This window comes from Variovorax sp. YR216, assembly GCF_900107745.1.
Classification (GTDB): domain Bacteria; phylum Pseudomonadota; class Gammaproteobacteria; order Burkholderiales; family Burkholderiaceae_C; genus Variovorax.
Genome location: NZ_FNRO01000003.1, coordinates 155,473 through 177,933 on the forward strand (window position 1 = coordinate 155,473; position 22,461 = coordinate 177,933).

Below are 22,461 nucleotides of genomic sequence, written 5' to 3' on the forward strand. Positions count from 1 at the left end.
CCATGAACAAGATTCGCAAAGGCGACCAGGTCATCGTGTTGGCCGGGCGCGACAAGGGAAAGCGCGGCACCGTCACGCTGCGCGCAGACGACTCGCACCTCGTCATCGAGGGTATCAACCTCGTCAAGAAGCACACCAAGCCGAACCCTCTGAAGGGTACGACGGGTGGCATCGTTGAAAAGGCTATGCCGATTCACCAATCCAACGTGGCGATCTTCAATGCCGCGACCGGCAAGGCCGATCGCGTTGGCATCAAGGTCACGGACGGCAAGCGCGTGCGCGTCTTCAAGTCCAGCGGCGAAGAAATCAAGGCCGCCTAAGGGGTACTTACATGGCACGTCTCCAACAACACTATCGCGAAAAGATCGCGAAGGATCTGACTGAAAAGTTCGGCTACACCTCGCCGATGCAGATTCCGCGCCTGACCAAGATCACGCTCAACATGGGTGTGGGCGAAGCAGTCGCCGACAAGAAGGTGCTCGACAACGCTGTGGCCGATCTGACGAAGATCGCCGGCCAGAAGCCCGTGGTGACCAAGTCGAAGAAGGCAATCGCCGGCTTCAAGATTCGTGAGAACCAGCCGATCGGCTGCATGGTCACGCTGCGTGGCGTGCAGATGTATGAATTCCTCGATCGCTTCGTGACCGTGGCGCTGCCGCGCGTTCGCGACTTCCGCGGGATCTCCGGTCGAGCGTTCGATGGCCGTGGCAACTACAACATCGGCGTCAAGGAACAGATCATTTTCCCTGAAATCGAGTACGACAAGGTTGATGCCCTGCGCGGTCTCAACATCAGCATCACGACGACGGCCAAGACCGACGAAGAAGCCAAGGCGCTTCTCGCCGGCTTCCGTTTCCCGTTCAAGAACTGAGGTGGTTTGTGGCTAAAGTAGCTTTGATCGAGCGCGAGCTCAAGCGAGAAAAACTGGTCGCAAAGTACGCCGCCAAGCATGCGGAATTGAAGGCGATCGCCAACGACGCAAAGAAGAGCGACGAAGAGCGCGCAGCTGCCCGCCTGGCTCTGCAGAAGCTCCCGCGCAATGCGAACCCGACGCGCCAGCGCAACCGCTGCGAAATCACGGGTCGTCCGCGCGGCACCTTCCGTCAATTCGGTCTGGCGCGCGCCAAGATCCGCGAAATGGCTTTCAACGGCGACATCCCCGGTGTCACCAAGGCCAGCTGGTAAGCCAGGCAGGAGCAAACAACATGAGCATGAGTGATCCCATTGCCGACCTGCTGACGCGTATCCGCAACGCGCAGATGGTGGCGAAGCCCACCGTGTCGGTTCCGTCTTCCAAGGTGAAGGTTGCAATCGCACAAGTCCTGAAGGACGAGGGCTACATCGACGGCTTCAAGGTCAAGACCGAAGCCGGCAAGAGCGAGCTCGAAATCTCGCTGAAGTACTACGCTGGTCGCCCGGTCATCGAGCGCATCGAGCGCGTGAGCCGCCCCGGCCTGCGTGTCTACAAGGCCAGCGCCGCGATCCCGCAAGTCCAGAACGGCCTCGGCGTCGCCATCGTCACGACCCCGAAGGGCGTGATGACAGACCGCAAGGCTCGCGCCGCCGGTGTCGGTGGCGAAGTCCTGTGCTACGTCGCCTAACGAGACATCAAGGAGAAACTGAATGTCCCGCGTAGGAAAAATGCCGGTTGCCATCCCCGCAGGCGTGGATGTGTCGATCAAGGAAGACCAGATCAGCGTCAAGGGTTCGGGCGGCACGCTCAGCCTCGCACGCAATGCGCTGGTCAATGTCGTCAACAAGGACGGCAAGCTGAGCTTCGAGCCCGCCAACGATTCGCGTGAAGCCAACGCGATGAGCGGCACGGTTCGCCAGCTGGTGAACAACATGGTGGTCGGTGTGACCAAGGGCTTCGAGAAGAAGCTCAGCCTGATCGGCGTCGGTTACAAGGCTCAGGCGCAAGGCGCCAAGCTGAACCTGTCGGTCGGTTTTTCGCATCCGGTCAACAAAGACATGCCGCAAGGCATCACGGTGGCAACGCCCACCCCGACCGAAGTCGTGATCAAGGGTGCCGACCGCCAGCGCGTCGGCCAAGTGGCCGCCGAGATCCGCGCCATCCGTCCGCCCGAGCCCTATAAGGGCAAGGGTATCCGCTATGCGGACGAGAAGGTCGTGATCAAAGAGACCAAGAAGAAGTAAGGGGCAGCAAAATGATGTTGACCAAAAAAGCACAGCGTCTCCGCCGCTCGCGTCAGACCCGTATCCGCATTGCAACGCAAGGCGTGGCCCGTCTGACCGTGAACCGCACCAACCTGCACATCTACGCCACCGTCATCTCCGGCGACGGCTCGAAGGTGCTTGCAAGCGCCTCGACCGCAGAAGCCGAAGTGCGCGCCGTCCTGGGCGGCTCGGGCAAGGGTGGCAACACCGCTGCCGCGACCGCCATCGGCAAGCGCATCGCCGAAAAGGCGAAGGCCGCTGGTGTCGAGAAGGTTGCCTTCGATCGCGCAGGTTTCGCATACCACGGCCGCGTCAAGGCGCTGGCCGATGCGGCCCGCGAGGCCGGCCTGCAGTTCTAACCGGACACGAGATTCAAAATGGCAAAGATTCAGGCAAGAACGCAGAACGAAGGACCCGAGGACGGTCTGCGCGAGAAGATGATCGCGATCAACCGCGTCACCAAGGTGGTGAAGGGTGGTCGTATTCTGGGTTTCGCAGCGCTCACCGTGGTGGGTGATGGCGACGGTCGCGTCGGCATGGGCAAGGGCAAGTCGAAGGAAGTGCCCGCTGCCGTGCAGAAGGCAATGGAAGAAGCGCGTCGCAATCTGATGAAGATCTCGATCAAGAACGGCACGCTGCATCACCAGGTGACGGGTCACCACGGTGCTTCGTCGGTCGTGATGTATCCGGCCCCCAAGGGGACCGGCATCATCGCCGGCGGTCCGATGCGCGCCGTGTTCGAAGTCATGGGCATCACGGACATCGTGGCCAAGAGCCATGGTTCGTCGAACCCCTACAACATGGTTCGCGCGACGCTGGACGGTCTGCGCAATTCGACGACCGCTTCCGAAGTGGCTGCCAAGCGCGGCCTCACCGTTGAGCAACTCTTCGCCTAAACCGGGAGTTACGAAATGACGACGCAACAACAAACCGTCAAGGTGCAATTGGTCAAGAGCCCGATCGGCACCAAGCAATCGCATCGCGCCACCGTTCGTGGCCTGGGTCTGCGCAAGCTCAACAGCGTGAGCGAGCTGCAGGACACGCCCGCGGTCCGCGGCATGATCAACAAGATCAGTTATCTGGTCAAAGTGCTCTAAGCAGAGTCACTGAGAGAGACGCATATGGAACTCAATGGCATCAAGCCGGCAGCTGGCGCCAAGCACGCCAAGCGCCGCGTCGGCCGCGGCATCGGCTCCGGACTTGGCAAGACCGCGGGTCGCGGTCACAAGGGTCAGAAGTCGCGCGCGGGCGGTTTCCACAAGGTGGGCTTCGAAGGCGGCCAGATGCCGCTGCAGCGCCGCCTGCCGAAGCGCGGCTTCAAGTCGCACCTGCTGAAGTTCAACGCCGAGGTGACGCTCGCCTCGCTGGAACAGCTGGGCCTGGCGGAAGTCGACGTGCTGGCTCTCAAGCAGGCCGGCCTGGTGGCTCAAATCGCCAAGGTCGTCAAGGTTGTGAAGTCGGGCGAGATCACCAAGGCCGTCAAGCTGACGGGCATTGGTGCGACGGCCGGTGCCAAGGCGGCGATCGAAGCCGCCGGTGGCAGCGTTGCCTGAACAAACGGACTGAAAGAAGTTCTTCGTGGCAACCAACGCGGCAACGCTCGCAAAAACTGGCAAGTTCGGTGACCTGCGTCGCCGTCTTGTCTTTTTGCTGCTCGCTCTCGTGGTCTATCGCGTCGGGGCTCACATCCCGGTGCCTGGCATCAACCCGGACCAACTGGCGCAGCTGTTCCAAGGTCAGCAGGGCGGCATCCTGAGCCTGTTCAACATGTTCTCGGGCGGCGCGCTGTCGCGCTTCACCGTGTTCGCGTTGGGCATCATGCCTTACATCTCCGCGTCGATCATCATGCAGTTGATGACCTACGTGATTCCGACCTTCGAGCAATTGAAGAAGGAAGGCGAGGCGGGCCGCCGCAAGATCACCCAGTACACCCGTTACGGGACACTGGCACTTGCGCTGTTCCAGTCGTTCAGCATTGCTGTTGCGCTCGAGTCCTCGCCGGGTCTGGTTCTGGCCCCGGGGTTTGGCTTCCGCCTTACCGCGATGATCAGCTTGACTGCTGGTTCGATGTTCCTGATGTGGCTCGGCGAGCAGATCACCGAACGAGGCCTGGGCAACGGGATCTCCATCCTGATCTTCGCGGGTATCGCTGCCGGCCTGCCGAATGCGATTGGTGGTTTGCTCGAGCTGGTTCGCACCGGCGCCATGAACGTGCTGGTGGCACTGTTCATCGTGGCTGTGGTTGTTCTGGTGACCTACTTCGTCGTGTTCGTCGAACGGGGTCAGCGCAAGATCCTCGTGAACTATGCGCGGCGTCAGGTGGGCAACAAGGTGTACGGCGGTCAATCGTCGCATCTGCCGCTCAAGCTGAACATGGCCGGTGTGATCCCGCCGATCTTCGCGTCGTCGATCATCCTGCTGCCGACCACCATCGTGGGTTGGTTCAGCACCGGTGAGAGCTCGCGCTGGATCCGGGATATTGCGAGCGCTTTGCATCCGGGGCAGCCGATCTACGTTCTGCTGTACGCCAGCGCGATCGTGTTCTTCTGCTTCTTCTACACGGCGCTGGTTTTCAACAGCCGCGAGACTGCAGACAACCTGAAGAAGAGTGGTGCGTTCATTCCGGGCATTCGTCCGGGTGACCAGACCGCGAGGTACATCGACAAGATCCTGGTCCGGCTGACGCTGGCCGGCGCGGTGTACATCACCTTCGTTTGCCTGCTGCCCGAGTTCCTGATCCTGAAGTACAACGTGCCGTTCTATTTTGGCGGCACCTCCTTGTTGATCATCGTGGTGGTCACGATGGACTTCATGGCCCAGGTGCAAAACTACATGATGTCTCAGCAATACGAGTCACTACTCAAGAAGGCGAACTTCAAGACCTCGTAGGTATGAGATGTCGAAGGACGATGTCATCCAGATGCAAGGCGAGGTTCTGGAGAACCTGCCGAACGCGACATTCAGGGTGAAGCTCGAAAGCGGGCAGATCGTTCTTGGTCATATTTCCGGAAAGATGCGGATGCACTACATCCGTATCCTTCCAGGTGACAAAGTCACCGTTGAGTTGACGCCCTACGACTTGAGCCGGGCGCGCATTGTGTTTCGGGCGAAATGAGTCGCCGGGTTGAAGAGTTTTAGGAGAATGAAATGAGAGTTTCGGCTTCGGTCAAAACCATTTGCCGTAATTGCAAGATCATCCGCCGCAAGGGTGTGGTGCGCGTGATCTGTTCCGACCCGCGCCACAAGCAGCGCCAGGGTTGATTGATAGAGTATTAGAGGACGCACATGGCACGTATTGCTGGCATCAACATTCCGCCGCACAAGCACGCTGAAATCGGCCTGACGGCTATTTTCGGCATCGGTCGCACGCGCGCTCGCAAGATCTGCGAAGCAAGCGGCATCGAATACTCGAAGAAGATCAAGGATCTGACCGACGCCGATCTCGAGAAGATCCGCGACCAGATCGCGCTCTTCACGATCGAAGGCGACCTGCGCCGCGAAACGACGATGAACATCAAGCGTTTGATCGACATCGGCTGCTACCGCGGTTTCCGTCATCGTCGCGGCCTGCCGATGCGCGGCCAGCGTACGCGCACCAACGCCCGTACTCGCAAGGGTCCGCGCAAGGCTGCGCAGTCCCTGAAGAAATAAGGATAGACCAGCATGGCTAAAGCTCCTGCCAACAACGCCGCACAACGCGTTCGCAAGAAGGTTCGCAAGAACGTCGCGGACGGTATCGCGCACGTGCACGCTTCGTTCAACAACACGATCATCACGATCACGGACCGCCAGGGCAACGCCCTGTCGTGGGCTTCGTCGGGTGGTCAGGGCTTCAAGGGTTCGCGCAAGTCGACGCCGTTCGCTGCGCAGGTGGCCTCTGAAGTCGCCGGCCGCGCTGCGGTCGAGCAAGGCATCAAGAACCTCGATGTCGAGATCAAGGGTCCTGGCCCGGGTCGCGAATCGTCGGTGCGCGCGCTGGCCGCGCTCGGCATCCGGATCAACTCCATTGCCGACGTGACCCCGGTGCCGCACAACGGCTGCCGTCCGCAGAAGCGTCGTCGCATCTGAGGCGATGACGTCCGGCGCAGACCGCTTCACGGCGGCTGCGCATTTTGTTTTTTAACAAGCCCACCGCCGTCGGCCCACGCCGATGGCTCCCGCAGTCCGCTGCGGCAGATGAACAAAGGAAGATCAAGTGGCACGCTACCTCGGCCCCAAGGCCAAACTTTCCCGCCGCGAAGGCACCGACCTGTTCCTGAAGAGCGCCCGTCGTTCGATCCAGGACAAGGCCAAGTTCGACTCCAAGCCCGGTCAACATGGCCGCACTTCGGGTCAGCGCACCTCGGACTTCGGTCTGCAACTGCGCGAAAAGCAGAAGGTCAAGCGCATGTACGGCGTGCTCGAAAAGCAGTTCCGCCGCTACTTCGAAGAAGCTGACCGCCGCCGTGGCAACACGGGTGCCAACCTGCTGTTCATTCTCGAATCGCGCCTGGACAACGTCGTCTATCGCATGGGTTTCGGCTCGACGCGCGCGGAAGCCCGCCAGCTCGTGTCGCACAAGGCGATCACGGTCAATGGCCAGTCGGTCAACATCCCGTCGTACCTGGTCAAGACCGGCGACGTCATCGCTGTCCGCGAGAAGTCGAAGAAGCAGAACCGCATCGTCGAAGCACTGCAGTTGGCTCAGCAAGTCGGCATCCCGGCTTGGGTCGAAGTGAATGCCGACAAGGCCGAAGGCACGTTCAAGAAGGTGCCCGATCGCGACGAATTCGCCTCGGACATCAACGAGTCCCTGATCGTCGAACTGTATTCGCGCTAAACAGACGATAACGAGCCGCCTCGCGGCTCGAACTTGTATTTTTGTTCTCGCCGGGAGGCATTCCCGTCGAGGACTTCACCAGCCTTACCGGTGTAACGAGCCGGGGGTATTGAGAGGAAGTCTGCATGCAAACCACCCTGCTGAAACCCAAGACCATCCAGGTCGAGCAACTCGCGCCCAATCGCGCGAAGGTCACGCTCGAGCCGTTCGAGCGCGGCTACGGCCATACGCTCGGCAACGCGCTGCGCCGCGTTCTGCTGTCTTCGATGGTTGGCTATTCGGCGACGGAAGTCACCATCGCAGGCGTGTTGCACGAGTACTCGTCCATCGATGGCGTGCAGGAAGATGTGGTCAACATCCTCCTGAACCTCAAGGGCGTGGTGTTCAAGCTGCACAACCGCGATGAAGTTACGTTGAGCCTGCGCAAGGATGGCGAAGGTGCCGTCACCGCGTCGGACATCCAGACGCCGCACGACGTCGAGATCATCAATCCCGATCACGTGATCGCCCACCTGTCGCAGGGCGGCAAGCTCGACATGCAGATCAAGGTCGAGAAGGGCCGCGGCTACGTGCCGGGCACGATGCGCCGCTATGCGGACGAGCCGACCAAGTCGATCGGCCGCATCGTTCTCGATGCGTCGTTCTCGCCGGTCAAGCGCGTGAGCTACACCGTCGAAAGCGCCCGTGTGGAACAGCGTACCGACCTCGACAAGCTGCTGGTTGAAATCGAAACCAACGGCGCGATCACCGCCGAAGACGCGGTCCGTGCGTCGGCCAAGATCCTGGTTGAGCAACTGGCTGTGTTCGCGCAACTCGAAGGCGGCGAGCTCGCTGCGTTCGACGCTCCCGCACCGCGCAGCGCCCAGCAGTTCGATCCGATCCTGCTGCGCCCGGTCGACGAGCTCGAACTCACGGTCCGTTCGGCGAACTGCCTGAAGGCGGAAAATATCTACTACATCGGTGACCTGATCCAGCGCACCGAGAACGAGCTGCTCAAGACCCCGAACCTGGGTCGCAAGTCGCTCAACGAAATCAAGGAAGTGCTTGCCTCGCGCGGCCTGACCTTGGGCATGAAGCTCGAAAGCTGGCCGCCGGCTGGCTTGGACAAGCGTTGATCTTTTGAATTCGGCCCATCTGGGCCTGTGCACCGGGCAGTACCTGACACGGCTGCCTGTTTTTATAAAGTAAAGGAAAGCACCATGCGTCACGGACACGGACTCCGCAAACTCAACCGCACCAGCTCGCACCGCCTTGCGATGCTGCAGAACATGATGAATTCGCTCATCGAGCACGAAGTCATCAAGACCACGGTCCCCAAGGCCAAGGAACTGCGCCGCGTCATCGAGCCGATGATCACGCTGGCCAAGAAGCCGACGGTCGCCAACAAGCGCCTCGCCTTCGATCGCCTGCGCAGCCGCGACAGCGTCGTGAAGCTCTTCGGTGAACTCGGCCCGCGTTACCAGGCTCGTCCTGGTGGCTACACCCGCATTCTGAAGATGGGTTTCCGCGTGGGCGACAACGCGCCCATGGCCCTGGTCGAGCTGGTCGATCGCCCTGAAGTTTCTGAGGCTGCCGACGAGCAAGCCGCTGCGGAATAGGCTATAATTTAAATCTGCCGCGCGATGGAGCAGCCTGGTAGCTCGTTGGGCTCATAACCCAAAGGTCGCAAGTTCAAATCTTGCTCGCGCAACCAAATTTCTGGCGATTCAAAAGATCGCCAGTCAAAAAGAAAAGCCCACTTCGGTGGGCTTTTTCTTTTTCGCGATCCGACGCGATCGCCGTATCCCTCAACTCTGAAACACCGCGGAACCGGCTTCGCCGGCCTGCCGGTGTTGCCCCCTGAAAGGGGGTGGAGAGCGACACGAAGTGCGCGAGCCTGGGGGTTAGTCTGGAACGACCGCCGTGACCTCGATCTCGACCTTCGCGCGGGATTCGACCAGCGCCGCCACCTGCACGCACGTCATCGCAGGAAAGTTGCGGCCCATCGCATCGCGGTACACCGGCCCGAGTTCACCCAGACGCCTGTTGTACTCGTCGCGGTCGGTCACGTACCAGGTCATGCGCACCATGTGCTCGGGCCCGGCGCCAGCCTCGCGCAAGACTTCGACGATGTTTCGCAGGGCCAGGCCCGTCTGCTCGATGAAGTCGTCGGATTCGAATTGCTGCTGTGCATTCCAGCCGATTTGTCCGCCGACGAAGACCATGGTGCCGCGTGCGGCCACGCCGTTCGCGTAGCCCTTCGGAGGAGCCCAGCCTGGGGGTTGGAGAAATTTGATCATGGGAGTTGCCTCAGTTTGAATCGTTGGAGTTTTCCGGTTTCGGTGCGCGGCAGGTTCGCCACGAACTCGACTTCACGGGGATATTTGAAAGGGGCGATGGTTGCCTTCACGTGGTCCTGCAGCGCCTTGACCAGCGCGGCATCGCCGGTGTGCCCCGGCTTGAGTACGCAGAACGCCTTGACGATCATCCCGCGCTCCTCGTCCGGCTTGCCGATGACGCCACATTCCGCCACCGCTGGGTGCTTGAGCAGCGCGTCTTCGACTTCGGGGCCGCCAACGTTGTATCCGGCGGTGACGATCATGTCGTCAGCGCGCGACTGATAGAAGAAGTAGCCGTCTTCGTCCTCGACGAAGGCGTCTCCGGGATAGTTCCAGCCGTTTCTGACGTAGTGGGTCTGGCGCGGATCGTCCAGATAGCGGCAACCCACCGGCCCGATGATGGCCAGTTTGCCGACCGTGCCACGCGGCACCTCGTTGCCTTCGTCGTCGACGATCCTGGCGCTGAATCCAGGCACGGCCTTGCCGACCGCGCCTCGGCGCACGTCGTCGCCCGCCGCAGAGATGTAGATGTGAAACACCTCGGTGCCGCCAATGCCGTCGAGCATCTCGATGCCAGTCGCTTGCTTCCACATCTGCCGCGTCGCGTCGGGAAGTGCTTCGCCGGCGCTGACGCTGATGCGAAGACTCGGCACGCCGTGCTGCTTCGCAAAGGCGGCCATCTGGCGATAGAAGGTCGGCGCCGTGTAGCAGATCGTGGCGCCGACATTGCGGATGACCTGCACCATCGTCTCGGGCGTATACGGGCCATCGTGGAAGTAGACCGACGCGCCTGCCCACATCGGGAAGATCAGGAGGCCGCCCAGCCCGAAGGTGAAGGCCAGCGGCGGCGAGCCGATCACGATGTCCTCGCTGCGCGCCTTCAGGATATGGCGCGGCCATGTCTGGCACATCGCGAGCACATCGCGGTGCGTGGTGACCGGCGCCTTCGGCTTGCCCGTCGTGCCCGAAGTGAAAGCCAGCAGCGCGACGTCGTCCGCGGACGTGGGGCATGCCTTGAACACACCGCTCTTCGTTGCAGCCCGTGCCGACAACGAGTCCGGCGCGTCCGGCTGATTGAACGCGATGATCGTCTTGAGAACAGGATGCGCCTGCTGCGCCGTCTGCAGCTCATCCAGCAGCTTGCCGTCGCACAGCGCGGCCGAAGGCTGCGACTTCTCCAGGATCTCGCCCAACTCCTTGGCCCGGAGCAGCGGCATGGTCGCGACCGCGATCATCCCGGCCTTGACCACCGCGAGCCACCCCAGGGCCATCGGGATCGAATTCCCGCCGCGCAGCAGCACGCGATTGCCGGGCACCAGCCCCAGGTCCTCGGTCAGCACCTGCGCGATCCGGTTGACCTCGATGGCGGCCTCGGCATACGTCAGCGTTCGCCCCGGCGAGCGCAACATCGGCTTGTCCGCGAAACCCTTGTCGGCCGCCTTGTCGAGCAACTCCTCGACCAGATTCAACCGATCAGGCAGTCGAAGCTCGGGCAGGTCGTACCGGAAGATCGGCAGTTGATCGGCTGGCGGCAGCCGGTCATGCACGAAGCGGTCGATTTGCGCACTTGCAGTCATTGGGTCCTCAGTACGGATTTGCCGATGATGAGTTGCTGAACCTCCGTCGCGCCTTCGTAGATGCGCAGCGAACGGATGTCGCGATACAGGCTTTCGACCTTGGTGCCCACCTTGACGCCCAGGCCGCCATGCATCTGCAGCGCCATGTCGATCACCCGGCTGGCGTTCTCGGTGGCAGTCATCTTCGCCATGGCGGCGGCGGCGGTCAGGTCGCCGACGGCCGGCTCGCCTCGACGCTCGCTGTCGTCGCGCATCCATGCGGCGCGATACGTCAGGAGCGCGCCGGCGTCGATCAGCGCCGCCATCTCGCCGAGCTTGGCTTGGGTGAGCTGGAAGTCGGCCAGCGTCTGACCGAACATCTTCCGTTTCTGTGCGTGCTGCACGCCTTCCGTCAACGCGCGCCTTCCCATGCCCAGCGCGGCGCCGGCGACCGAGGCGCGGAAGATGTCCAGCGTGCGCATGGCCAGCTTGAAGCCGCCGTTCAGTTCGCCGAGCTGCGCGCTGCGCGGAACCACGCAGCCGTCAAAGCGCAGCGTGGCGAGCGGGTGCGGCGCCATCACGTCGATGTGCGACGAAGTGTCCAGGCCCGGCGTCTTCGCATCGACGATGAAGGCGGTAATGCCACGGGAACCGGCGGTCGGGTCGGTCTTGGCGAACACGCAGTAGAAGTCCGCGAGCCCGCCGTTGCTGATCCAGGTCTTCTCGCCGCTCAGGCGCCAGCCATCGGCGGTGGGCTCGGCGCGCATCGCCATGGCGCCGACGTCCGAGCCGGCGTCCGGTTCGCTCAGCGCAAAGGCTGCGATCTTGTCGCCGCGACCCACCGGCGCCAGATAGTTCGCATGCTGCTCGGCGGTGCCCGCGAGCGTGATCGCGCCGCTGCCGAGACCCTGCATCGCGAAGGCGAAATCGGCGAGCGGCGAGTGGAACGCCAGCGTCTCGCGCAGCAGCACCAGCGCACGCGAATCGAGCCGGGGAAGCGCGCCGCCCGATGCGGCCGGCACGCAGTAGCGCAGCCAGCCGGCGTCGCCGAGGCGGCGCACCCAATCGCGGCAGGCGGCGCGATCGTCGCGCTCGTCCACCGACTGTGCGCGCGCCCATGGCAGCAGGTCGCGTGCGAGCGCGCGATGCGCTTCGTCGAAGAACGGGAGCGCCAGATGGGTCGTCGAGGGATCGACAGCAGATGCGGCCATGGATCAGTCCCCCTCGAAGACGGGCTTGCGCTTGGCCGCGAAGGCCTCGAACGCGCGCTTGAAGTCCTCGGTCTGCATGCAGATGGCTTGCGCCTGCGCTTCGGCCTCGATGGCCTGGTCGATGGTCATGGCCCATTCCTGCGACAGCATCGTCTTCGTCATCCCGTGCGCGAACGTCGGACCCTGCGCGAGCTCGCGCGCCATCGCGGTCGCGGCGTCGAGCAGGCTATCGCCTTCGTGCAGCGCATTGAAGAAGCCCCATGCCAGGCCTTCTTGGGCATTCATCGCGCGGCCGGTGAAGAGCAGTTCGGACGCGCGGCCCTGGCCGATCACGCGCGGCAGCAGCGCGCAGGCACCCATGTCGGCACCCGCCAGACCGACGCGCGTGAACAGGAAGGCGGTCTTCGTCGAAGGCGAGCCATAGCGGATGTCGCAAGCCAGTGCGATCATCGCGCCCGCGCCCGCGCAAACACCGTCGATCGCACCGACGATCGGCTGCGGGCAATGGCGGATGGCCTTCACCAGATCGCCGGTCATGCGCGTGAACTCCAGCAGCTCCGGCATCTGCATTCTGGTCAGCGGGCCGATGATCTCGTGCACGTCGCCGCCCGAGCAGAAGTTGCCGCCCGCGCCGGTCACGACGATCGACTTCACGTCGGTGGCGAAGTACAGCGCGCGGAACAGGTTGCGCAGCTCGGCATACGAATCGAAGGTCAGCGGATTCTTGCGCTCGGGCCGGTTGAGCGTGACCGTGCCGACGCCGTCCTTGAACGACCAGGAGAAATGGGTGGCCTCATAGCCCGCCTTCGGATCGAACTGGGCGCGCATGGGATTGTCCGCGCCGATGTAGTGCTTCATAGAGCCTCCGCCAATTGTTGATGTGAGTGCTGCTTGACCTTGCCGAGCAGCTTGTGAAGTTGCGCGATCTCCTTCGCGTTCAGCGCGGAGAACGCTTCGCAGATCCATGCCTCATGCTGCTGCGCCATGTCGTTGAAGAGCTTGCGTCCGCGCGACGTGAGGCGCACGCGCCAGGCGCGGCGGTCGCCTTCGACGTCGACCCGCTCCACGAGGCCTTCGGACACGAGCTGGTCGGTGATGCCCGTGACGTTGCCGCCGGTGACCATCATGCGGCGCGAGAGCTCGTTCATCTTCAGCCCCTCGGGCGCGCGCTCGAGCTGCGACATGAGATCGAAGCGCGGCAGCGTCGTCGCGAACTGCTCGCGCAGCTCATTGCGGACCTGCTTCTCGATGAGCTGGGTGCAGGTCAGCAGGCGCAGCCAGAGGCGCAGCTCCTCCGGATGCTCGCTGTGGGCGCGGGCTTCGAGGTCCATCAGTGGTTCTCTTCGGCCGCCGGGCGTTGGCCTGCTGCCATTGCGGCCGCCAGTTGCTGCTGCTTCGCGATCTCGCGGTACATCTGGTCGCGCCCGCTCAGGTACTGCTTCGGCCAGTCGACGTCGCGGTTCTGCAGCTTCGCGGTCTCGTGCAGCGTCCAGGCCGGGTCCGCGAGATGCGGCCGCGCCAGGGCGCACAGGTCGGCCCGGCCCGCGGCGATGATGCTGTTGGCCTGGTCGGCGTCGGTGATCGCGCCGACCGCGATGGTGGAGATGCCGACTTCGTTGCGGATGCGGTCCGCGAACGGCGTCTGGTACATGCGGCCGTACACCGGCTTGGCGGCGCGCGTGGTCTGCCCCGAAGACACGTCGATGAAGTCCGCGCCGGCTTCCTTGAAGGCGCGCGCCATCTCGACCGCGTCGTCGGCGGTGTTGCCGCCCGGCGCCCAATCGTGCGCCGAGATCCGCACGCTCATCGGACGCTCTTGCGGCCAGGCGGCGCGCATCGCCCGGAACACTTCGAGCGGATAGCGCAGGCGGTTCTCGAGGCTGCCGCCGTACTCGTCCGTGCGCAGATTCGTCAGCGGGCTCAGGAAGGACGAGAGCAGGTAGCCGTGCGCGCAGTGCAGCTCGAGCCAGTCGAATCCCGCTTCAGCGGCGCGCTTCGTCGAGGCGACGAACTGGTCGCGCATCTGCTCCATGTCGGCGCGGGTCATCTGCGCCGGCGTCTGGTTCTGCTCGCCGTAGGGCAGGGCGCTGGCGGAGAGCAACGGCCAGTTGCCCTGCGGCAGCGGCTCGTCGGTGCCTTCCCAGCCGACCTGCGTCGAGCCCTTCGGCCCGCTGTGGCCGAGCTGCATCGCAATCTTCGCGGTCGACTGCGCATGCACGAAATCGACGATGCGCTTGAAGGCGGCCTGCTGCGCATCGTTGTAGAGCCCCGTGCACCCCGGGGTGATGCGGCCTTCGGGTGTCGGGCTGGTCATCTCGACGAAGACCATGCCGGCGCCGCCGAGAGCGCGCGCGCCGAGGTGCACCAGCAGGAAGTCCTGCGGCACGCCGTCGACCGCACTGTAGGTCGCCATCGGCGAGACCACGATGCGGTTCTTGAGCGTGAGCCCGCGCACCGTGAGCGGCATCAGCATCGGCGGCAGCGACTTGCCGCCGGCGAGCCATTGCTCGTAGCCGTTGAGCCAGGTCGCATCGCGCAGGCGCAGGTTCTCGTGGCTGATGCGCTGCGAGCGGGTGAGCAGCGAGTAGGCAAACTGCTCGATCTCCATGCCGGTGTAGCGGTCGACGTTCTCGAACCATTCGGTCGAGTTGCGCGCCGCGTTCTGGATCTTGAGGACTTCGACGCTGCGGCGCGCCTCGTAGGCGGTCAACACCTCGTCGATGGCGTGCCCGGTCCCGAACTCGTTCGCGAGGTCGATCGCGTCTTCCAGCGCCAGCTTGGTGCCGGAGCCGATCGAGAAGTGCGCGGTGTGCGCTGCATCGCCCATGAGCACGACGGGCACTTTGCGGCCGTTCACGTCGATGCGATGCGTCCAGTTCTTGCAGATGACGCGCGGGAAGCGGATCCAGTTGGCCGAACCGCGCAGATGCGTCGCGTTGCTGATGAGCGGGTGTCCGCCGAGGTACTTCGCGAACATCTTCTCGCAGAAGGCGATCGCCTCCGGCTGCTCCATCTGGTCGAGGCCGTGAGCCTTCCAGACTTCCTCGGGCGTCTCGACGATGAAAGTGGAGGTGTCGTTGTCGAACTGGTAGGCGTGCGCCTGGAACCAGCCGTGCTCCGTCTCTTCGAACGCGAAGGTGAAGGCATCGAAAGTCTGGTGCGTCCCGAGCCAGACGAAGCGGCACTGGCGCAGGTCGATGTCGGGGTCGAACACATCCGCGTAGCGCTGGCGGATGCGGCTGTTGAGGCCATCGCTCGCGATCACCAGATCGGCGTTGTATTGCGCGGCCAGCGCCTGGTCGTCCGTGACGTCGGTCTCGAACACCAGCTTGACGCCGAGCGCGAGGCAGCGCTCCTGCAGGATGTTCAAGAGGCGCTTGCGGCCGATGCCGCAGAAGCCATGTCCGCCCGAGCGCACCTGGCGGCCCTTGAAGAACACCTGGATGTCGTCCCAGTGATGGAACTCGCCACCGATGAGCTTCGCCGTGTCCGAATCGGCTGCGGCCAGGTTGTCGAGCGTCTGGTCGCTGAGCACGACACCCCAGCCGAAGGTGTCGAAGGGGCGGTTGCGCTCGACCACGGTGATGTCGAGGGCCGGCTGCCGGGCTTTCATCAACAGCGCGAAATACAGGCCGGCGGGACCGCCGCCAATGCACAACACGCGGTGAAGGTTCGGGGTTGAGCTATTCATGGATAAATAGTTTAGACATAAACGATCTGGTGTCAACCCACGTCGCCACCGGGTTTGCCCGAGGACCCCAGTTGACGCGGCCGCGTGCGCTCGCAAGAATCAGTAACATGCAAAGCCTGTTGCCGAAGATCGAGTCCCAGCTTTCCACGCTGCCCGTTCCCATCACGCTGCAATTGCCTGACGGCCGGCAGGTCGCCAAGCCCGGTTCCCGGATCACCCTGGCATTTACCGAGTGGTCCGCCCTCGCCAAGCTCGCGACCCGGCAGGTCGGCGCCATCGGCGAGGCCTATGTCGAAGGCCGCGTCCAGATCGAGGGCGCGATGCGCGATCTCATCGACGCCACCGTCAGCCTGCTGCCCGGCAATCCGGCCGAGACCAACACCTCCTGGTGGAGCCGCCTGCAGCGCCGCGCCAAATCGCGTGGCTCGCATTCGCTCGGGAAGGACGCCCGGCAGATCGAGTTCCACTACGACGTCTCGGACGACTTCTACGCGCTGTGGCTCGACCAGCGCCGCGTGTACTCCTGCGCCTACTTTCGTGACGCAGACATGACACTCGGCGAGGCGCAGGAAGCCAAGCTCGATCACATCTGCCGCAAGCTGACGCTCCGGCCCGGGGATCGCTTCCTCGACATCGGCTCAGGCTGGGGCGCGCTCCTGATGTGGGCGGCCGAGCACTACGGCGTGGACGCGACCGGCATCACGCTGTCGAAGAACCAGCATGCGCACGTGCAGCGGCTGATCGAGGAAAAGGGCCTCCAGGGCCGCGTGCGCGTGGAGTTGCGCGACTACCGCGAGCTCGACCCCGCCAAGCCTTTCGACAAGATCTCGTCGGTCGGCATGTTCGAGCACGTCGGCGCGGCCAACATGCCGGTGTATTTCCGCAAGATCCATTCGCTGCTCGTGCCGGGGGGGCTGGTGCTCAACCACGGCATCACGTCGGGCCAGCTCGACTACACGCAACTCGGCGCCGGCATGGGCGACTTCATCGAGAAGTACATCTTCCCGGGTGGCGAACTGCTCCACGTGACGCATGTGCTGCGCGAGACGGCGGCGGCAGGGCTGGAGATGGTCGATACCGAGAACCTGCGCCCGCACTATGCGCGCACACTGTGGGCATGGTCGGACGCGCTCGAATCACAGCTCGACAGGGCGCGCGAAGTGCTCCGGGGCAGCGGCGGCCCGCAGGGCGAGAACGCCGAGCGTGTCCTGCGCGCGTACCGGTTGTACCTGGCGGGTTCGGCGATGAGTTTCGAGCAGGGCTGGATTGCGCTGCACCAGATGCTTTCGACCAAGCCGGATGGCAAGGTCGACGATGGCACGATCCGCGGGGCGCAGTCGCGGTACCCGTTTGTCCGCGATTACATCTACAAGTAAGAGAGAGAGGCACCATGCTGTATCGATTCAACTCCCGTGCGACGCCACCCTTCGTGATGCTCGAAGTGCATGCGCGCCAGATGTTCGACATCATCGGCAAGGCGCCTGCACCCAAGGGCGTCATCACCGTCGAGCAGATGCCTGCGGCCATCGCGGCGCTCGAAACCGCCATGCAGCGCGAGGCGACCAATGTCCACAACGACGACGACTACGCGGTCGAAGGGCATGACAACGAAGCCGAGAAGCACCACATCGGCATCCGGCAGCGCGGCGCACCGTTGCTGCACATGCTGAAGGATTCCCTCGCCGACAAAAAGGACGTGACCTGGGAGGTTTAGCTCGCGCCCAGGCTCGCGCACTTCGTGTCGCTCTCCACCCCCGACCGGGGGCAACACCAGCGGCCCGGCGGAGCCGGTTCCGCGGTGCTTCTGGCTCTTGCTAGTCCACCTTCGCGCCGGAAGCTTTCACGACTTTTGCCCACTTTTCGTGCTCGCTCTCGATGAGCTTGGCGAATTCGGCGGGCGTGTTGCCGCTCGGGATCGCGCCCTGGGCTTCCATCTTTTCCTTGATCGCGGGGGTCGACAGCGACTTGGCGACTTCGTGCTGGATGCGGTTGATGATGTCGGGGGACGTACCGGCGGGCGCGAGCAGCCCGAACCATGAACTGGCCTCGTAGCCCTTGAGCAGCGGACCGCCGGCCTCTTCGACGGTCGGCACGTCGGGCAAGGCCGGCGAGCGCTTCGCGCTGGTCACGGCCAGCGCCTTGAGTTTGCCGCCCTTGATCTGCTGCATCGACGAGGGCAGGTTGTCGAACATCACGTCCGCATTGCCGCCCACCATGTCCATGAGCGCCGGACCGGAGCCCCGGTACGGGATGTGCGTCATGTAGCTGCCGGTCATGCTCTTGAACAGCTCGCCCGCAAGATGGATCGAGGTGCCGCTGCCGCTCGACGCCATGTTGAGCTTGCCGGGATTGGCCTTGGCGTACTTCACGAAATCGGCCACGTTGTTGATACCCAGCGCCTTCGCCTTGTCGACGTTCATCTCCATCACGTTCGGCACCGCGGCGACGAGCGTGATCGGCGCGAAGTCCTTGATCGGGTCGTACGGCAGCTTGGGGTAGAGCGCACGGTTGATGCCGTGGGTGCCCACCGTGCCCATGAGCAGGGTGTAGCCGTCGTTCGGCGACCTTGCGACGATCTCCGCGCCCACGTTGCCGCCGGCGCCCGCGCGGTTGTCGACGATGAACTGCTGGCCGAAGGCCTTCGAGAGCTCCGGCGCGACCGCGCGCGCGAGGATGTCGGTGGTGCCGCCGGGTGCGAACGGCACCACGATGCGCACCGGCTTGGTCGGCCAGCTCGACTGCGCGGCGGCCGAACCTGCGACAACGGTCAATGCGGCCCATGCGACGAGGTTCAGCGCGGTGCGGCGGCGCAGCGGAAAGGATGGAGACATGGGGGTTCCCTGTGGTTCGAATGCGGGCTTTTTACAGGGGAAGCAACCCGGCGTCGCGGGTGAAAACCCCCGTCACCCGAACCGGCTCAGGCCGGCCGGTCGGCATGGTCCGTGACCGATTCGATGAGTTTGTCGAGGATGGCGTCGAGCTGGCCGAGCTCGTCCGGCGCCACCCCCGCGAACAGCTCGGCTTCGCGCTCGCGCGCCTGCGCCTTCACGGTCGCGAAGAGTGTCTTGCCGATGCTGCTGAGGTACAGCCGCGTGCGCCGCAGATCGGTCGGATCCTCGTGCCGATGCAGCCGCTTGTGGCGCTGCAGGCCCCCCAGCGCGCGGCTCACCGCCATCTTGTCGAGCCCGGTGAGATCCGCGACCTGCGTGGCGGTCAGGCCCGGCCGCGTGCCCAGCACAGCCATCGTTCGCCACTCGTTGAGCGTGAGCTGATGCTGCCGTCCGACGCGCTGCTGGAAAGGCCGCGCCGTCAGGTTGACGACGCGCACGAGCTTGAAGAAGACAGAGTCCGGCAGATCGGCCGGTTCCGGCGCGGTCGTCACGTTCAGCCCCGTAACGAGCGGGCGGCCTGCGCGATGCGCTCCGCGCTCACGCGCGATTGCGCTTCGAGCACCGGCGCATAGCCGACCGGGATGCGCGGTGCGCCGAGGCGGGCGACGCGGCAGCCGGTCGCTTCGGCCGCAGTGGCGGCAATCTCCGCGCCGAAGCCGGCGGCCTGTACCGCCTCGTGCACGACGAGCAGGCGCCCCGTGCGTGCGCAAGAAGCGAGCACCGCCTCGCGGTCCCAGGGCCAGAGCGTGCGCAGGTCGATCAGATCCACCTCGATGCCCTCGGCCGCAAGCGTGTCGCACGCGGCGGCGCAAGCGTGCATCTGCCGGCTCCAGCTCACCAGCGTCAGCGCATCGCCGCCCCGCACGTGCGCGGCCTGGCCGAGCGCAATCTCCAGCGACGGATCCACCGCTGCGCGCATGCCCCACAACGTCTTGTGCTCGATGTAGACCACCGGATCGCCGCAGCGCAGCGCCGCACGCATCAGCGAATGGTTGTCCTGCGGCGTCGATGGGCACACGACGACGACACCGGGGAGATGGGCGAACCACGCCTCCAGCGACTGGGAGTGCTGCGCCGCCGAGGCGTCCCAGATGCCGCCTGGCATCCGCGCCACCAGCGGCACGCGGCCCTGGCCGCCGAACATGAAGCGGTTCTTGGCGGCCTGGTTCACGAGTTCATCCATGCCGCAGAGTGCGAAGTCGACCACCCGCATCTCGACCACCGGCCGCAGCCCGGCGAGCGCCATGCCCACGCCGGCGCCCATGATCGCGGCTTCGGAAATCGGCGTGTCGATCACGCGCTCGCTGCCGAAGTGCTGCTGCAGGCCCTTGTACTGGCCGAAGATGCCGCCGCGCCCGACATCCTCGCCGAGCACGACCACGCGCGGATCGGCTTCCATCTCATGCCGCAACGCCAGGGCCGCGGCTTCGGCATAGCTGAGTTCGAGGGTGGTCGAGCGGCCTCCCGGGGTTTCGCTGCCCATGTCCGTCATGTCCACTGGCCTTCTCCCGTGCTCTGAACATCGGTGAACGCGGCACCGGCCTCGGGCCATGGCGCGGCATCCGCGGCGGCGAGCGCCGCTTCGACTTCCGTGTGCGCCTCGTTCTCGATGGCGTCGAGCACGGCGGTCTCGATGCGGCCCGCAAGCAGCGCGCGCGCATGCGCGATCGGGTCGGTTTCGAGCGCGGCGGCCAACTCGGCCGGATCGCGGTAGGCCGCAGGATCCACCGAGACGTGCCCCTTCACACGATAGGTGAGCGCATGCAGCAGGCGCGGTCCGCTCCCGGCGCGCACCTCGCCGATCAGCCGGCCCGCCGCCGCATGCACGGCGAAAACATCGTTGCCGTCGACCTGCGTGGCCGCTATATCCATCGCCTCCGCGCGCACCGAAGCGCCGTCGCCCGCGGTCATCGGACCGCTCGCGGTGGTGGCGCTCCAGCGGTTGTCTTCGCAGACGAACAGCACCGGCAGCGCGTACACGCGCGCCCAGTTGAGTGCTTCGAGAAACGGTCCGCGATTGATCGCGCCGTCGCCGAAGAAGCAGACGGTGATCGCGTCCTTCTTCAGCAGCTTCTGCGCATGCGCCGCGCCGACCGCGATCGGCAACCCTGCGGCGACCACGCCGTTCGCGCCCAGCATGCCGACCGAGAAATCGGCGATGTGCATCGAGCCGCCCTTGCCGCCGTTGAAGCCGCACGCCTTGCCGAACAGCTCGCACATCATGCGCACGAGATCCGCACCCTTGGCCAGCGTGTGGCCGTGGCCGCGGTGCGTGGAGGTGAGGTAGTCGGCCGGCGCGAGATGCGCGCAGACGCCGGCCGGCACCGCTTCCTGTCCTGTCGAGAGATGCAACGGCCCGCGCACCTTCGCGGCACCCGCCGCCTGCTGGCCGTAGGCGCTCACGCCGCCCTGGCTGGCCGCCTCCGCGGCGTTCTCGAAGGCACGGATTCGCACCATCGTGCGGTAGAGCGCGGTGCGCTCCGCCACCGGAATTGCAGTCTCCATATCGTCTCCAGCCCGCGCAGGGATTGCGTTCTGCCGGAAATCGTATCGGGAGTGACCAATCCGGAAGTAGCGCATTTACCCGCAGGGATAGTCCCGATGCCATTCGCCGCGCGTGGCTGCGATAGTTAGTTCGGCCCTCGAACTAACTGCCGTTCCACGCATTCCGGCAGGTCGGTCCCGAGCCAACATCCACCCATCACAAGCCTGGAGACTCGCATGAAGCTCGCCCGTACCCTGACCTCACTCGCCTTCGGACTGACCGCCATCGGGGCCTGCGCCCAGACCGTGGTGGGCGTGAGCTGGTCCAACTTCCAGGAAGAGCGCTGGAAGACCGACGAGGCCGCGATCAAGGCCCAGCTCGAAAAGCTCGGTGCGAAGTACATCAGCGCCGATGCGGGTGGTTCGCCCGAAAAGCAGCTGGGCGACATCGACGGCCTCATGTCGAAGGGCGCCAAGGCGCTGATCGTGCTCGCGATGGACAAGGACGCCATCCTCCCCGCCGTCAACAAGGCGCTCAAGCAGAAGGTGCCGGTGGTCGCCTACGACCGGCTGATCGAAGCCCCCGGGGTCTTCTACATCACCTTCGACAACGTCGAAGTCGGCCGCATGCAGGCGCGCGCGGTCTACAAGGTCCAGCCCAAGGGCAACTACGTGATGATCAAGGGCTCGCCGACCGACCCGAACGCCAACTTCCTGCGCGCCGGGCAGCAGGAGGTGATCGACGAGGCGGTCAAGAAGGGCGACATCAAGATCGTCGGCGACGAGTACACCGACGGCTGGAAGCCCGAAGTCGCGCAGAAGAACATGGAGCAGATCCTCACCAAGGTCGGCAACAAGGTCGATGCGGTGGTGGCGGCCAACGACGGCACCGCGGGCGGCGCGGTCGCGGCGCTCACGGCCAAGGGCATCCGTGGCATTCCGGTGTCGGGGCAGGATGCGGACTTCGCGGCGCTCAACCGCGTCGCGCTCGGCACGCAGACCGTGACCGTGTGGAAGGACTCACGCGAACTCGGCCGCGAGGCCGCCGCCGCCGCGGTCGCGCTGGTGCAGGGCAAGCCGGTGGAGAAGGCGGCGGACTGGAGCGGTGGCGAGAAGAAGATCGCCATCTCGTCACGCCTGCTCACTCCGGTGCCGATCACGCGCGACAACCTCGACGTGGTCGTGAAGGCGGGCTGGATCAAGAAGGACGAGCTCTGCAAGGGCGTCCAGGCAGACAAGGCCCCTGCAGCCTGCAAGTGATCCCCACCCCCAGGGCTGCGCGCACTTCGTGTCGCTACGCATCCCCCCTTGCA

At 64.5% G+C, this 22,461-nt stretch carries 30 protein-coding genes and 1 tRNA gene; 21 read left to right on the forward strand and 10 right to left on the reverse strand.

From position 1 onward, the window contains the following. Positions 1–2 precede the first annotated feature (2 nt). The 18 genes from rplX to BLW05_RS10650 all read left to right on the forward strand — a co-directional run bounded on the left by rplX (position 3) and on the right by BLW05_RS10650 (position 8,690). The gene (gene rplX, locus BLW05_RS10565) at positions 3–320 is read left to right on the forward strand and encodes a 50S ribosomal protein L24 (protein WP_093162400.1); all 318 of its coding nucleotides are present in this window, start codon (positions 3–5) and stop codon (positions 318–320) included. A gap of 11 nt (positions 321–331) precedes the next feature. Next, complete coding sequence (gene rplE, locus BLW05_RS10570) at positions 332–871, forward strand: 50S ribosomal protein L5 (RefSeq protein WP_093162401.1); 540 nt, start codon at positions 332–334, stop codon at positions 869–871. An 8-nt stretch (positions 872–879) separates the two neighbouring features. Further along, positions 880–1,185: a 30S ribosomal protein S14 gene (gene rpsN, locus BLW05_RS10575; RefSeq protein ID WP_088954788.1), complete on the forward strand. Its 306-nt coding sequence runs from the start codon at positions 880–882 to the stop codon at positions 1,183–1,185. Positions 1,186–1,205: 20 nt separating this feature from the next. After that, positions 1,206–1,601: a 30S ribosomal protein S8 gene (gene rpsH / locus BLW05_RS10580; RefSeq protein ID WP_093162403.1), complete on the forward strand. Its 396-nt coding sequence runs from the start codon at positions 1,206–1,208 to the stop codon at positions 1,599–1,601. A 22-nt stretch (positions 1,602–1,623) separates the two neighbouring features. Further along, complete coding sequence (rplF, locus tag BLW05_RS10585; RefSeq protein WP_093162404.1) at positions 1,624–2,157, forward strand: 50S ribosomal protein L6; 534 nt, start codon at positions 1,624–1,626, stop codon at positions 2,155–2,157. Between the two features lie 14 nt (positions 2,158–2,171). Next, entirely contained in the window at positions 2,172–2,537 is a 366-nt protein-coding gene (rplR, locus tag BLW05_RS10590) for a 50S ribosomal protein L18 (protein WP_093163124.1), read from the forward strand. Between the two features lie 18 nt (positions 2,538–2,555). Continuing rightward, positions 2,556–3,074, forward strand: coding sequence for a 30S ribosomal protein S5 (gene rpsE / locus BLW05_RS10595; protein WP_093162406.1), 519 nt, complete (start codon positions 2,556–2,558; stop codon positions 3,072–3,074). Between the two features lie 15 nt (positions 3,075–3,089). After that, entirely contained in the window at positions 3,090–3,275 is a 186-nt protein-coding gene (rpmD, locus tag BLW05_RS10600; RefSeq protein ID WP_088954784.1) for a 50S ribosomal protein L30, read from the forward strand. Positions 3,276–3,299: 24 nt separating this feature from the next. After that, the gene (rplO, locus tag BLW05_RS10605; RefSeq protein ID WP_093162407.1) at positions 3,300–3,731 is read left to right on the forward strand and encodes a 50S ribosomal protein L15; all 432 of its coding nucleotides are present in this window, start codon (positions 3,300–3,302) and stop codon (positions 3,729–3,731) included. Between the two features lie 25 nt (positions 3,732–3,756). After that, positions 3,757–5,067, forward strand: a complete 1,311-nt coding sequence (gene secY / locus BLW05_RS10610; protein ID WP_093162409.1) for a preprotein translocase subunit SecY — start codon at positions 3,757–3,759, stop codon at positions 5,065–5,067. 7 nt (positions 5,068–5,074) lie between these two features. Beyond that, positions 5,075–5,293 carry a translation initiation factor IF-1 gene (gene infA / locus BLW05_RS10615; protein WP_093162410.1) on the forward strand — a complete coding sequence of 73 codons (219 nt, stop codon included), beginning with the start codon at positions 5,075–5,077 and terminating at the stop codon, positions 5,291–5,293. 32 nt (positions 5,294–5,325) lie between these two features. Next, positions 5,326–5,439: a 50S ribosomal protein L36 gene (gene rpmJ / locus BLW05_RS10620; protein ID WP_068641696.1), complete on the forward strand. Its 114-nt coding sequence runs from the start codon at positions 5,326–5,328 to the stop codon at positions 5,437–5,439. 24 nt (positions 5,440–5,463) lie between these two features. Continuing rightward, positions 5,464–5,829 carry a 30S ribosomal protein S13 gene (rpsM, locus tag BLW05_RS10625; protein ID WP_093162412.1) on the forward strand — a complete coding sequence of 122 codons (366 nt, stop codon included), beginning with the start codon at positions 5,464–5,466 and terminating at the stop codon, positions 5,827–5,829. Between the two features lie 12 nt (positions 5,830–5,841). Then, the gene (rpsK, locus tag BLW05_RS10630; RefSeq protein ID WP_009124825.1) at positions 5,842–6,246 is read left to right on the forward strand and encodes a 30S ribosomal protein S11; all 405 of its coding nucleotides are present in this window, start codon (positions 5,842–5,844) and stop codon (positions 6,244–6,246) included. 127 nt (positions 6,247–6,373) lie between these two features. Continuing rightward, positions 6,374–6,997 carry a 30S ribosomal protein S4 gene (gene rpsD, locus BLW05_RS10635; protein ID WP_093162413.1) on the forward strand — a complete coding sequence of 208 codons (624 nt, stop codon included), beginning with the start codon at positions 6,374–6,376 and terminating at the stop codon, positions 6,995–6,997. Between the two features lie 125 nt (positions 6,998–7,122). Continuing rightward, complete coding sequence (rpoA, locus tag BLW05_RS10640) at positions 7,123–8,112, forward strand: DNA-directed RNA polymerase subunit alpha (protein ID WP_093162415.1); 990 nt, start codon at positions 7,123–7,125, stop codon at positions 8,110–8,112. Between the two features lie 84 nt (positions 8,113–8,196). Continuing rightward, entirely contained in the window at positions 8,197–8,595 is a 399-nt protein-coding gene (gene rplQ / locus BLW05_RS10645) for a 50S ribosomal protein L17 (RefSeq protein WP_088954778.1), read from the forward strand. Between the two features lie 18 nt (positions 8,596–8,613). After that, positions 8,614–8,690, forward strand: a tRNA-Met gene (locus BLW05_RS10650). A gap of 190 nt (positions 8,691–8,880) precedes the next feature. Here BLW05_RS10650 and BLW05_RS10655 read toward each other — a convergent pair. The 6 genes from BLW05_RS10655 to BLW05_RS10680 are packed head-to-tail and all read right to left on the reverse strand — an operon-like array spanning position 8,881 to position 15,773. Beyond that, positions 8,881–9,276 (reverse strand): RidA family protein, encoded by a 396-nt coding sequence (locus BLW05_RS10655; RefSeq protein ID WP_093162416.1) that lies wholly within the window; start codon positions 9,274–9,276, stop codon positions 8,881–8,883. Continuing rightward, a complete protein-coding gene (locus tag BLW05_RS10660; RefSeq protein ID WP_093162418.1) occupies positions 9,273–10,892 on the reverse strand; it encodes an AMP-binding protein in 1,620 nt (539 codons plus the stop codon). Before BLW05_RS10660 ends, BLW05_RS10655 begins: the two co-directional genes overlap by 4 nt. Next, a complete protein-coding gene (locus tag BLW05_RS10665) occupies positions 10,889–12,082 on the reverse strand; it encodes an acyl-CoA dehydrogenase family protein (protein WP_093162419.1) in 1,194 nt (397 codons plus the stop codon). Before BLW05_RS10665 ends, BLW05_RS10660 begins: the two co-directional genes overlap by 4 nt. 3 nt (positions 12,083–12,085) lie before the next feature. Then, positions 12,086–12,940, reverse strand: coding sequence for an enoyl-CoA hydratase family protein (locus BLW05_RS10670; protein WP_093162421.1), 855 nt, complete (start codon positions 12,938–12,940; stop codon positions 12,086–12,088). Then, complete coding sequence (locus tag BLW05_RS10675) at positions 12,937–13,413, reverse strand: MarR family winged helix-turn-helix transcriptional regulator (RefSeq protein WP_093162422.1); 477 nt, start codon at positions 13,411–13,413, stop codon at positions 12,937–12,939. The genes BLW05_RS10670 and BLW05_RS10675 overlap by 4 nt, the downstream gene beginning before the upstream one ends. Continuing rightward, positions 13,413–15,773: a bifunctional salicylyl-CoA 5-hydroxylase/oxidoreductase gene (locus BLW05_RS10680; RefSeq protein WP_093162424.1), complete on the reverse strand. Its 2,361-nt coding sequence runs from the start codon at positions 15,771–15,773 to the stop codon at positions 13,413–13,415. The genes BLW05_RS10675 and BLW05_RS10680 overlap by 1 nt, the downstream gene beginning before the upstream one ends. A gap of 107 nt (positions 15,774–15,880) precedes the next feature. Between BLW05_RS10680 and BLW05_RS10685 the strand changes: the two genes are divergently transcribed. Together BLW05_RS10685 and BLW05_RS10690 are read left to right on the forward strand one after the other, a co-directional pair. Then, positions 15,881–17,149: an SAM-dependent methyltransferase gene (locus BLW05_RS10685; protein ID WP_093162425.1), complete on the forward strand. Its 1,269-nt coding sequence runs from the start codon at positions 15,881–15,883 to the stop codon at positions 17,147–17,149. A 14-nt stretch (positions 17,150–17,163) separates the two neighbouring features. Next, positions 17,164–17,487: a DUF1840 domain-containing protein gene (locus BLW05_RS10690; protein WP_093162427.1), complete on the forward strand. Its 324-nt coding sequence runs from the start codon at positions 17,164–17,166 to the stop codon at positions 17,485–17,487. 100 nt (positions 17,488–17,587) lie between these two features. Here the strand turns inward: BLW05_RS10690 and BLW05_RS10695 are convergent, their stop codons facing one another. The 4 genes from BLW05_RS10695 to BLW05_RS10710 form a co-directional block, all read right to left on the reverse strand. Beyond that, positions 17,588–18,604 (reverse strand): Bug family tripartite tricarboxylate transporter substrate binding protein, encoded by a 1,017-nt coding sequence (locus tag BLW05_RS10695; protein WP_093162428.1) that lies wholly within the window; start codon positions 18,602–18,604, stop codon positions 17,588–17,590. An 86-nt stretch (positions 18,605–18,690) separates the two neighbouring features. Then, complete coding sequence (locus BLW05_RS10700; protein WP_256330180.1) at positions 18,691–19,155, reverse strand: MarR family winged helix-turn-helix transcriptional regulator; 465 nt, start codon at positions 19,153–19,155, stop codon at positions 18,691–18,693. A gap of 2 nt (positions 19,156–19,157) precedes the next feature. Then, on the reverse strand, positions 19,158–20,156 hold the full coding sequence (locus BLW05_RS10705) for an alpha-ketoacid dehydrogenase subunit beta (RefSeq protein ID WP_093163128.1): 999 nt from the start codon (positions 20,154–20,156) through the stop codon (positions 19,158–19,160). Further along, complete coding sequence (locus BLW05_RS10710; protein ID WP_093162430.1) at positions 20,153–21,169, reverse strand: thiamine pyrophosphate-dependent dehydrogenase E1 component subunit alpha; 1,017 nt, start codon at positions 21,167–21,169, stop codon at positions 20,153–20,155. The genes BLW05_RS10705 and BLW05_RS10710 overlap by 4 nt, the downstream gene beginning before the upstream one ends. 216 nt (positions 21,170–21,385) lie before the next feature. Here BLW05_RS10710 and xylF point away from each other — a divergent pair, with 216 nt between their 5' ends. Then, on the forward strand, positions 21,386–22,408 hold the full coding sequence (gene xylF / locus BLW05_RS10715; RefSeq protein WP_093162431.1) for a D-xylose ABC transporter substrate-binding protein: 1,023 nt from the start codon (positions 21,386–21,388) through the stop codon (positions 22,406–22,408). Positions 22,409–22,461: the final 53 nt, after the last annotated feature.

Bases quoted from the DNA above. Each gene is read 5' to 3' on its own strand.
- rplX (WP_093162400.1), top strand. From the start codon at position 3: ATGAACAAGATTCGCAAAGGCGACCAGGTCATCGTGTTGGCCGGGCGC.
- rplE (WP_093162401.1), top strand. From the start codon at position 332: ATGGCACGTCTCCAACAACACTATCGCGAAAAGATCGCGAAGGATCTG.
- rpsH (WP_093162403.1), top strand. From the start codon at position 1,206: ATGAGCATGAGTGATCCCATTGCCGACCTGCTGACGCGTATCCGCAAC.
- rplF (WP_093162404.1), top strand. From the start codon at position 1,624: ATGTCCCGCGTAGGAAAAATGCCGGTTGCCATCCCCGCAGGCGTGGAT.
- rplR (WP_093163124.1), top strand. From the start codon at position 2,172: ATGTTGACCAAAAAAGCACAGCGTCTCCGCCGCTCGCGTCAGACCCGT.
- rpsE (WP_093162406.1), top strand. From the start codon at position 2,556: ATGGCAAAGATTCAGGCAAGAACGCAGAACGAAGGACCCGAGGACGGT.
- rpmD (WP_088954784.1), top strand. From the start codon at position 3,090: ATGACGACGCAACAACAAACCGTCAAGGTGCAATTGGTCAAGAGCCCG.
- rplO (WP_093162407.1), top strand. From the start codon at position 3,300: ATGGAACTCAATGGCATCAAGCCGGCAGCTGGCGCCAAGCACGCCAAG.
- infA (WP_093162410.1), top strand. From the start codon at position 5,075: ATGTCGAAGGACGATGTCATCCAGATGCAAGGCGAGGTTCTGGAGAAC.
- rpmJ (WP_068641696.1), top strand. From the start codon at position 5,326: ATGAGAGTTTCGGCTTCGGTCAAAACCATTTGCCGTAATTGCAAGATC.
- rpsM (WP_093162412.1), top strand. From the start codon at position 5,464: ATGGCACGTATTGCTGGCATCAACATTCCGCCGCACAAGCACGCTGAA.
- rpsK (WP_009124825.1), top strand. From the start codon at position 5,842: ATGGCTAAAGCTCCTGCCAACAACGCCGCACAACGCGTTCGCAAGAAG.
- rpoA (WP_093162415.1), top strand. From the start codon at position 7,123: ATGCAAACCACCCTGCTGAAACCCAAGACCATCCAGGTCGAGCAACTC.
- rplQ (WP_088954778.1), top strand. From the start codon at position 8,197: ATGCGTCACGGACACGGACTCCGCAAACTCAACCGCACCAGCTCGCAC.
- BLW05_RS10655 (WP_093162416.1), bottom strand. From the start codon at position 9,276: ATGATCAAATTTCTCCAACCCCCAGGCTGGGCTCCTCCGAAGGGCTAC.
- BLW05_RS10660 (WP_093162418.1), bottom strand. From the start codon at position 10,892: ATGACTGCAAGTGCGCAAATCGACCGCTTCGTGCATGACCGGCTGCCG.
- BLW05_RS10665 (WP_093162419.1), bottom strand. From the start codon at position 12,082: ATGGCCGCATCTGCTGTCGATCCCTCGACGACCCATCTGGCGCTCCCG.
- BLW05_RS10670 (WP_093162421.1), bottom strand. From the start codon at position 12,940: ATGAAGCACTACATCGGCGCGGACAATCCCATGCGCGCCCAGTTCGAT.
- BLW05_RS10675 (WP_093162422.1), bottom strand. From the start codon at position 13,413: ATGGACCTCGAAGCCCGCGCCCACAGCGAGCATCCGGAGGAGCTGCGC.
- BLW05_RS10680 (WP_093162424.1), bottom strand. From the start codon at position 15,773: ATGAATAGCTCAACCCCGAACCTTCACCGCGTGTTGTGCATTGGCGGC.
- BLW05_RS10685 (WP_093162425.1), top strand. From the start codon at position 15,881: ATGCAAAGCCTGTTGCCGAAGATCGAGTCCCAGCTTTCCACGCTGCCC.
- BLW05_RS10690 (WP_093162427.1), top strand. From the start codon at position 17,164: ATGCTGTATCGATTCAACTCCCGTGCGACGCCACCCTTCGTGATGCTC.
- BLW05_RS10695 (WP_093162428.1), bottom strand. From the start codon at position 18,604: ATGTCTCCATCCTTTCCGCTGCGCCGCCGCACCGCGCTGAACCTCGTC.
- BLW05_RS10705 (WP_093163128.1), bottom strand. From the start codon at position 20,156: ATGACGGACATGGGCAGCGAAACCCCGGGAGGCCGCTCGACCACCCTC.
- BLW05_RS10710 (WP_093162430.1), bottom strand. From the start codon at position 21,169: ATGGAGACTGCAATTCCGGTGGCGGAGCGCACCGCGCTCTACCGCACG.
- xylF (WP_093162431.1), top strand. From the start codon at position 21,386: ATGAAGCTCGCCCGTACCCTGACCTCACTCGCCTTCGGACTGACCGCC.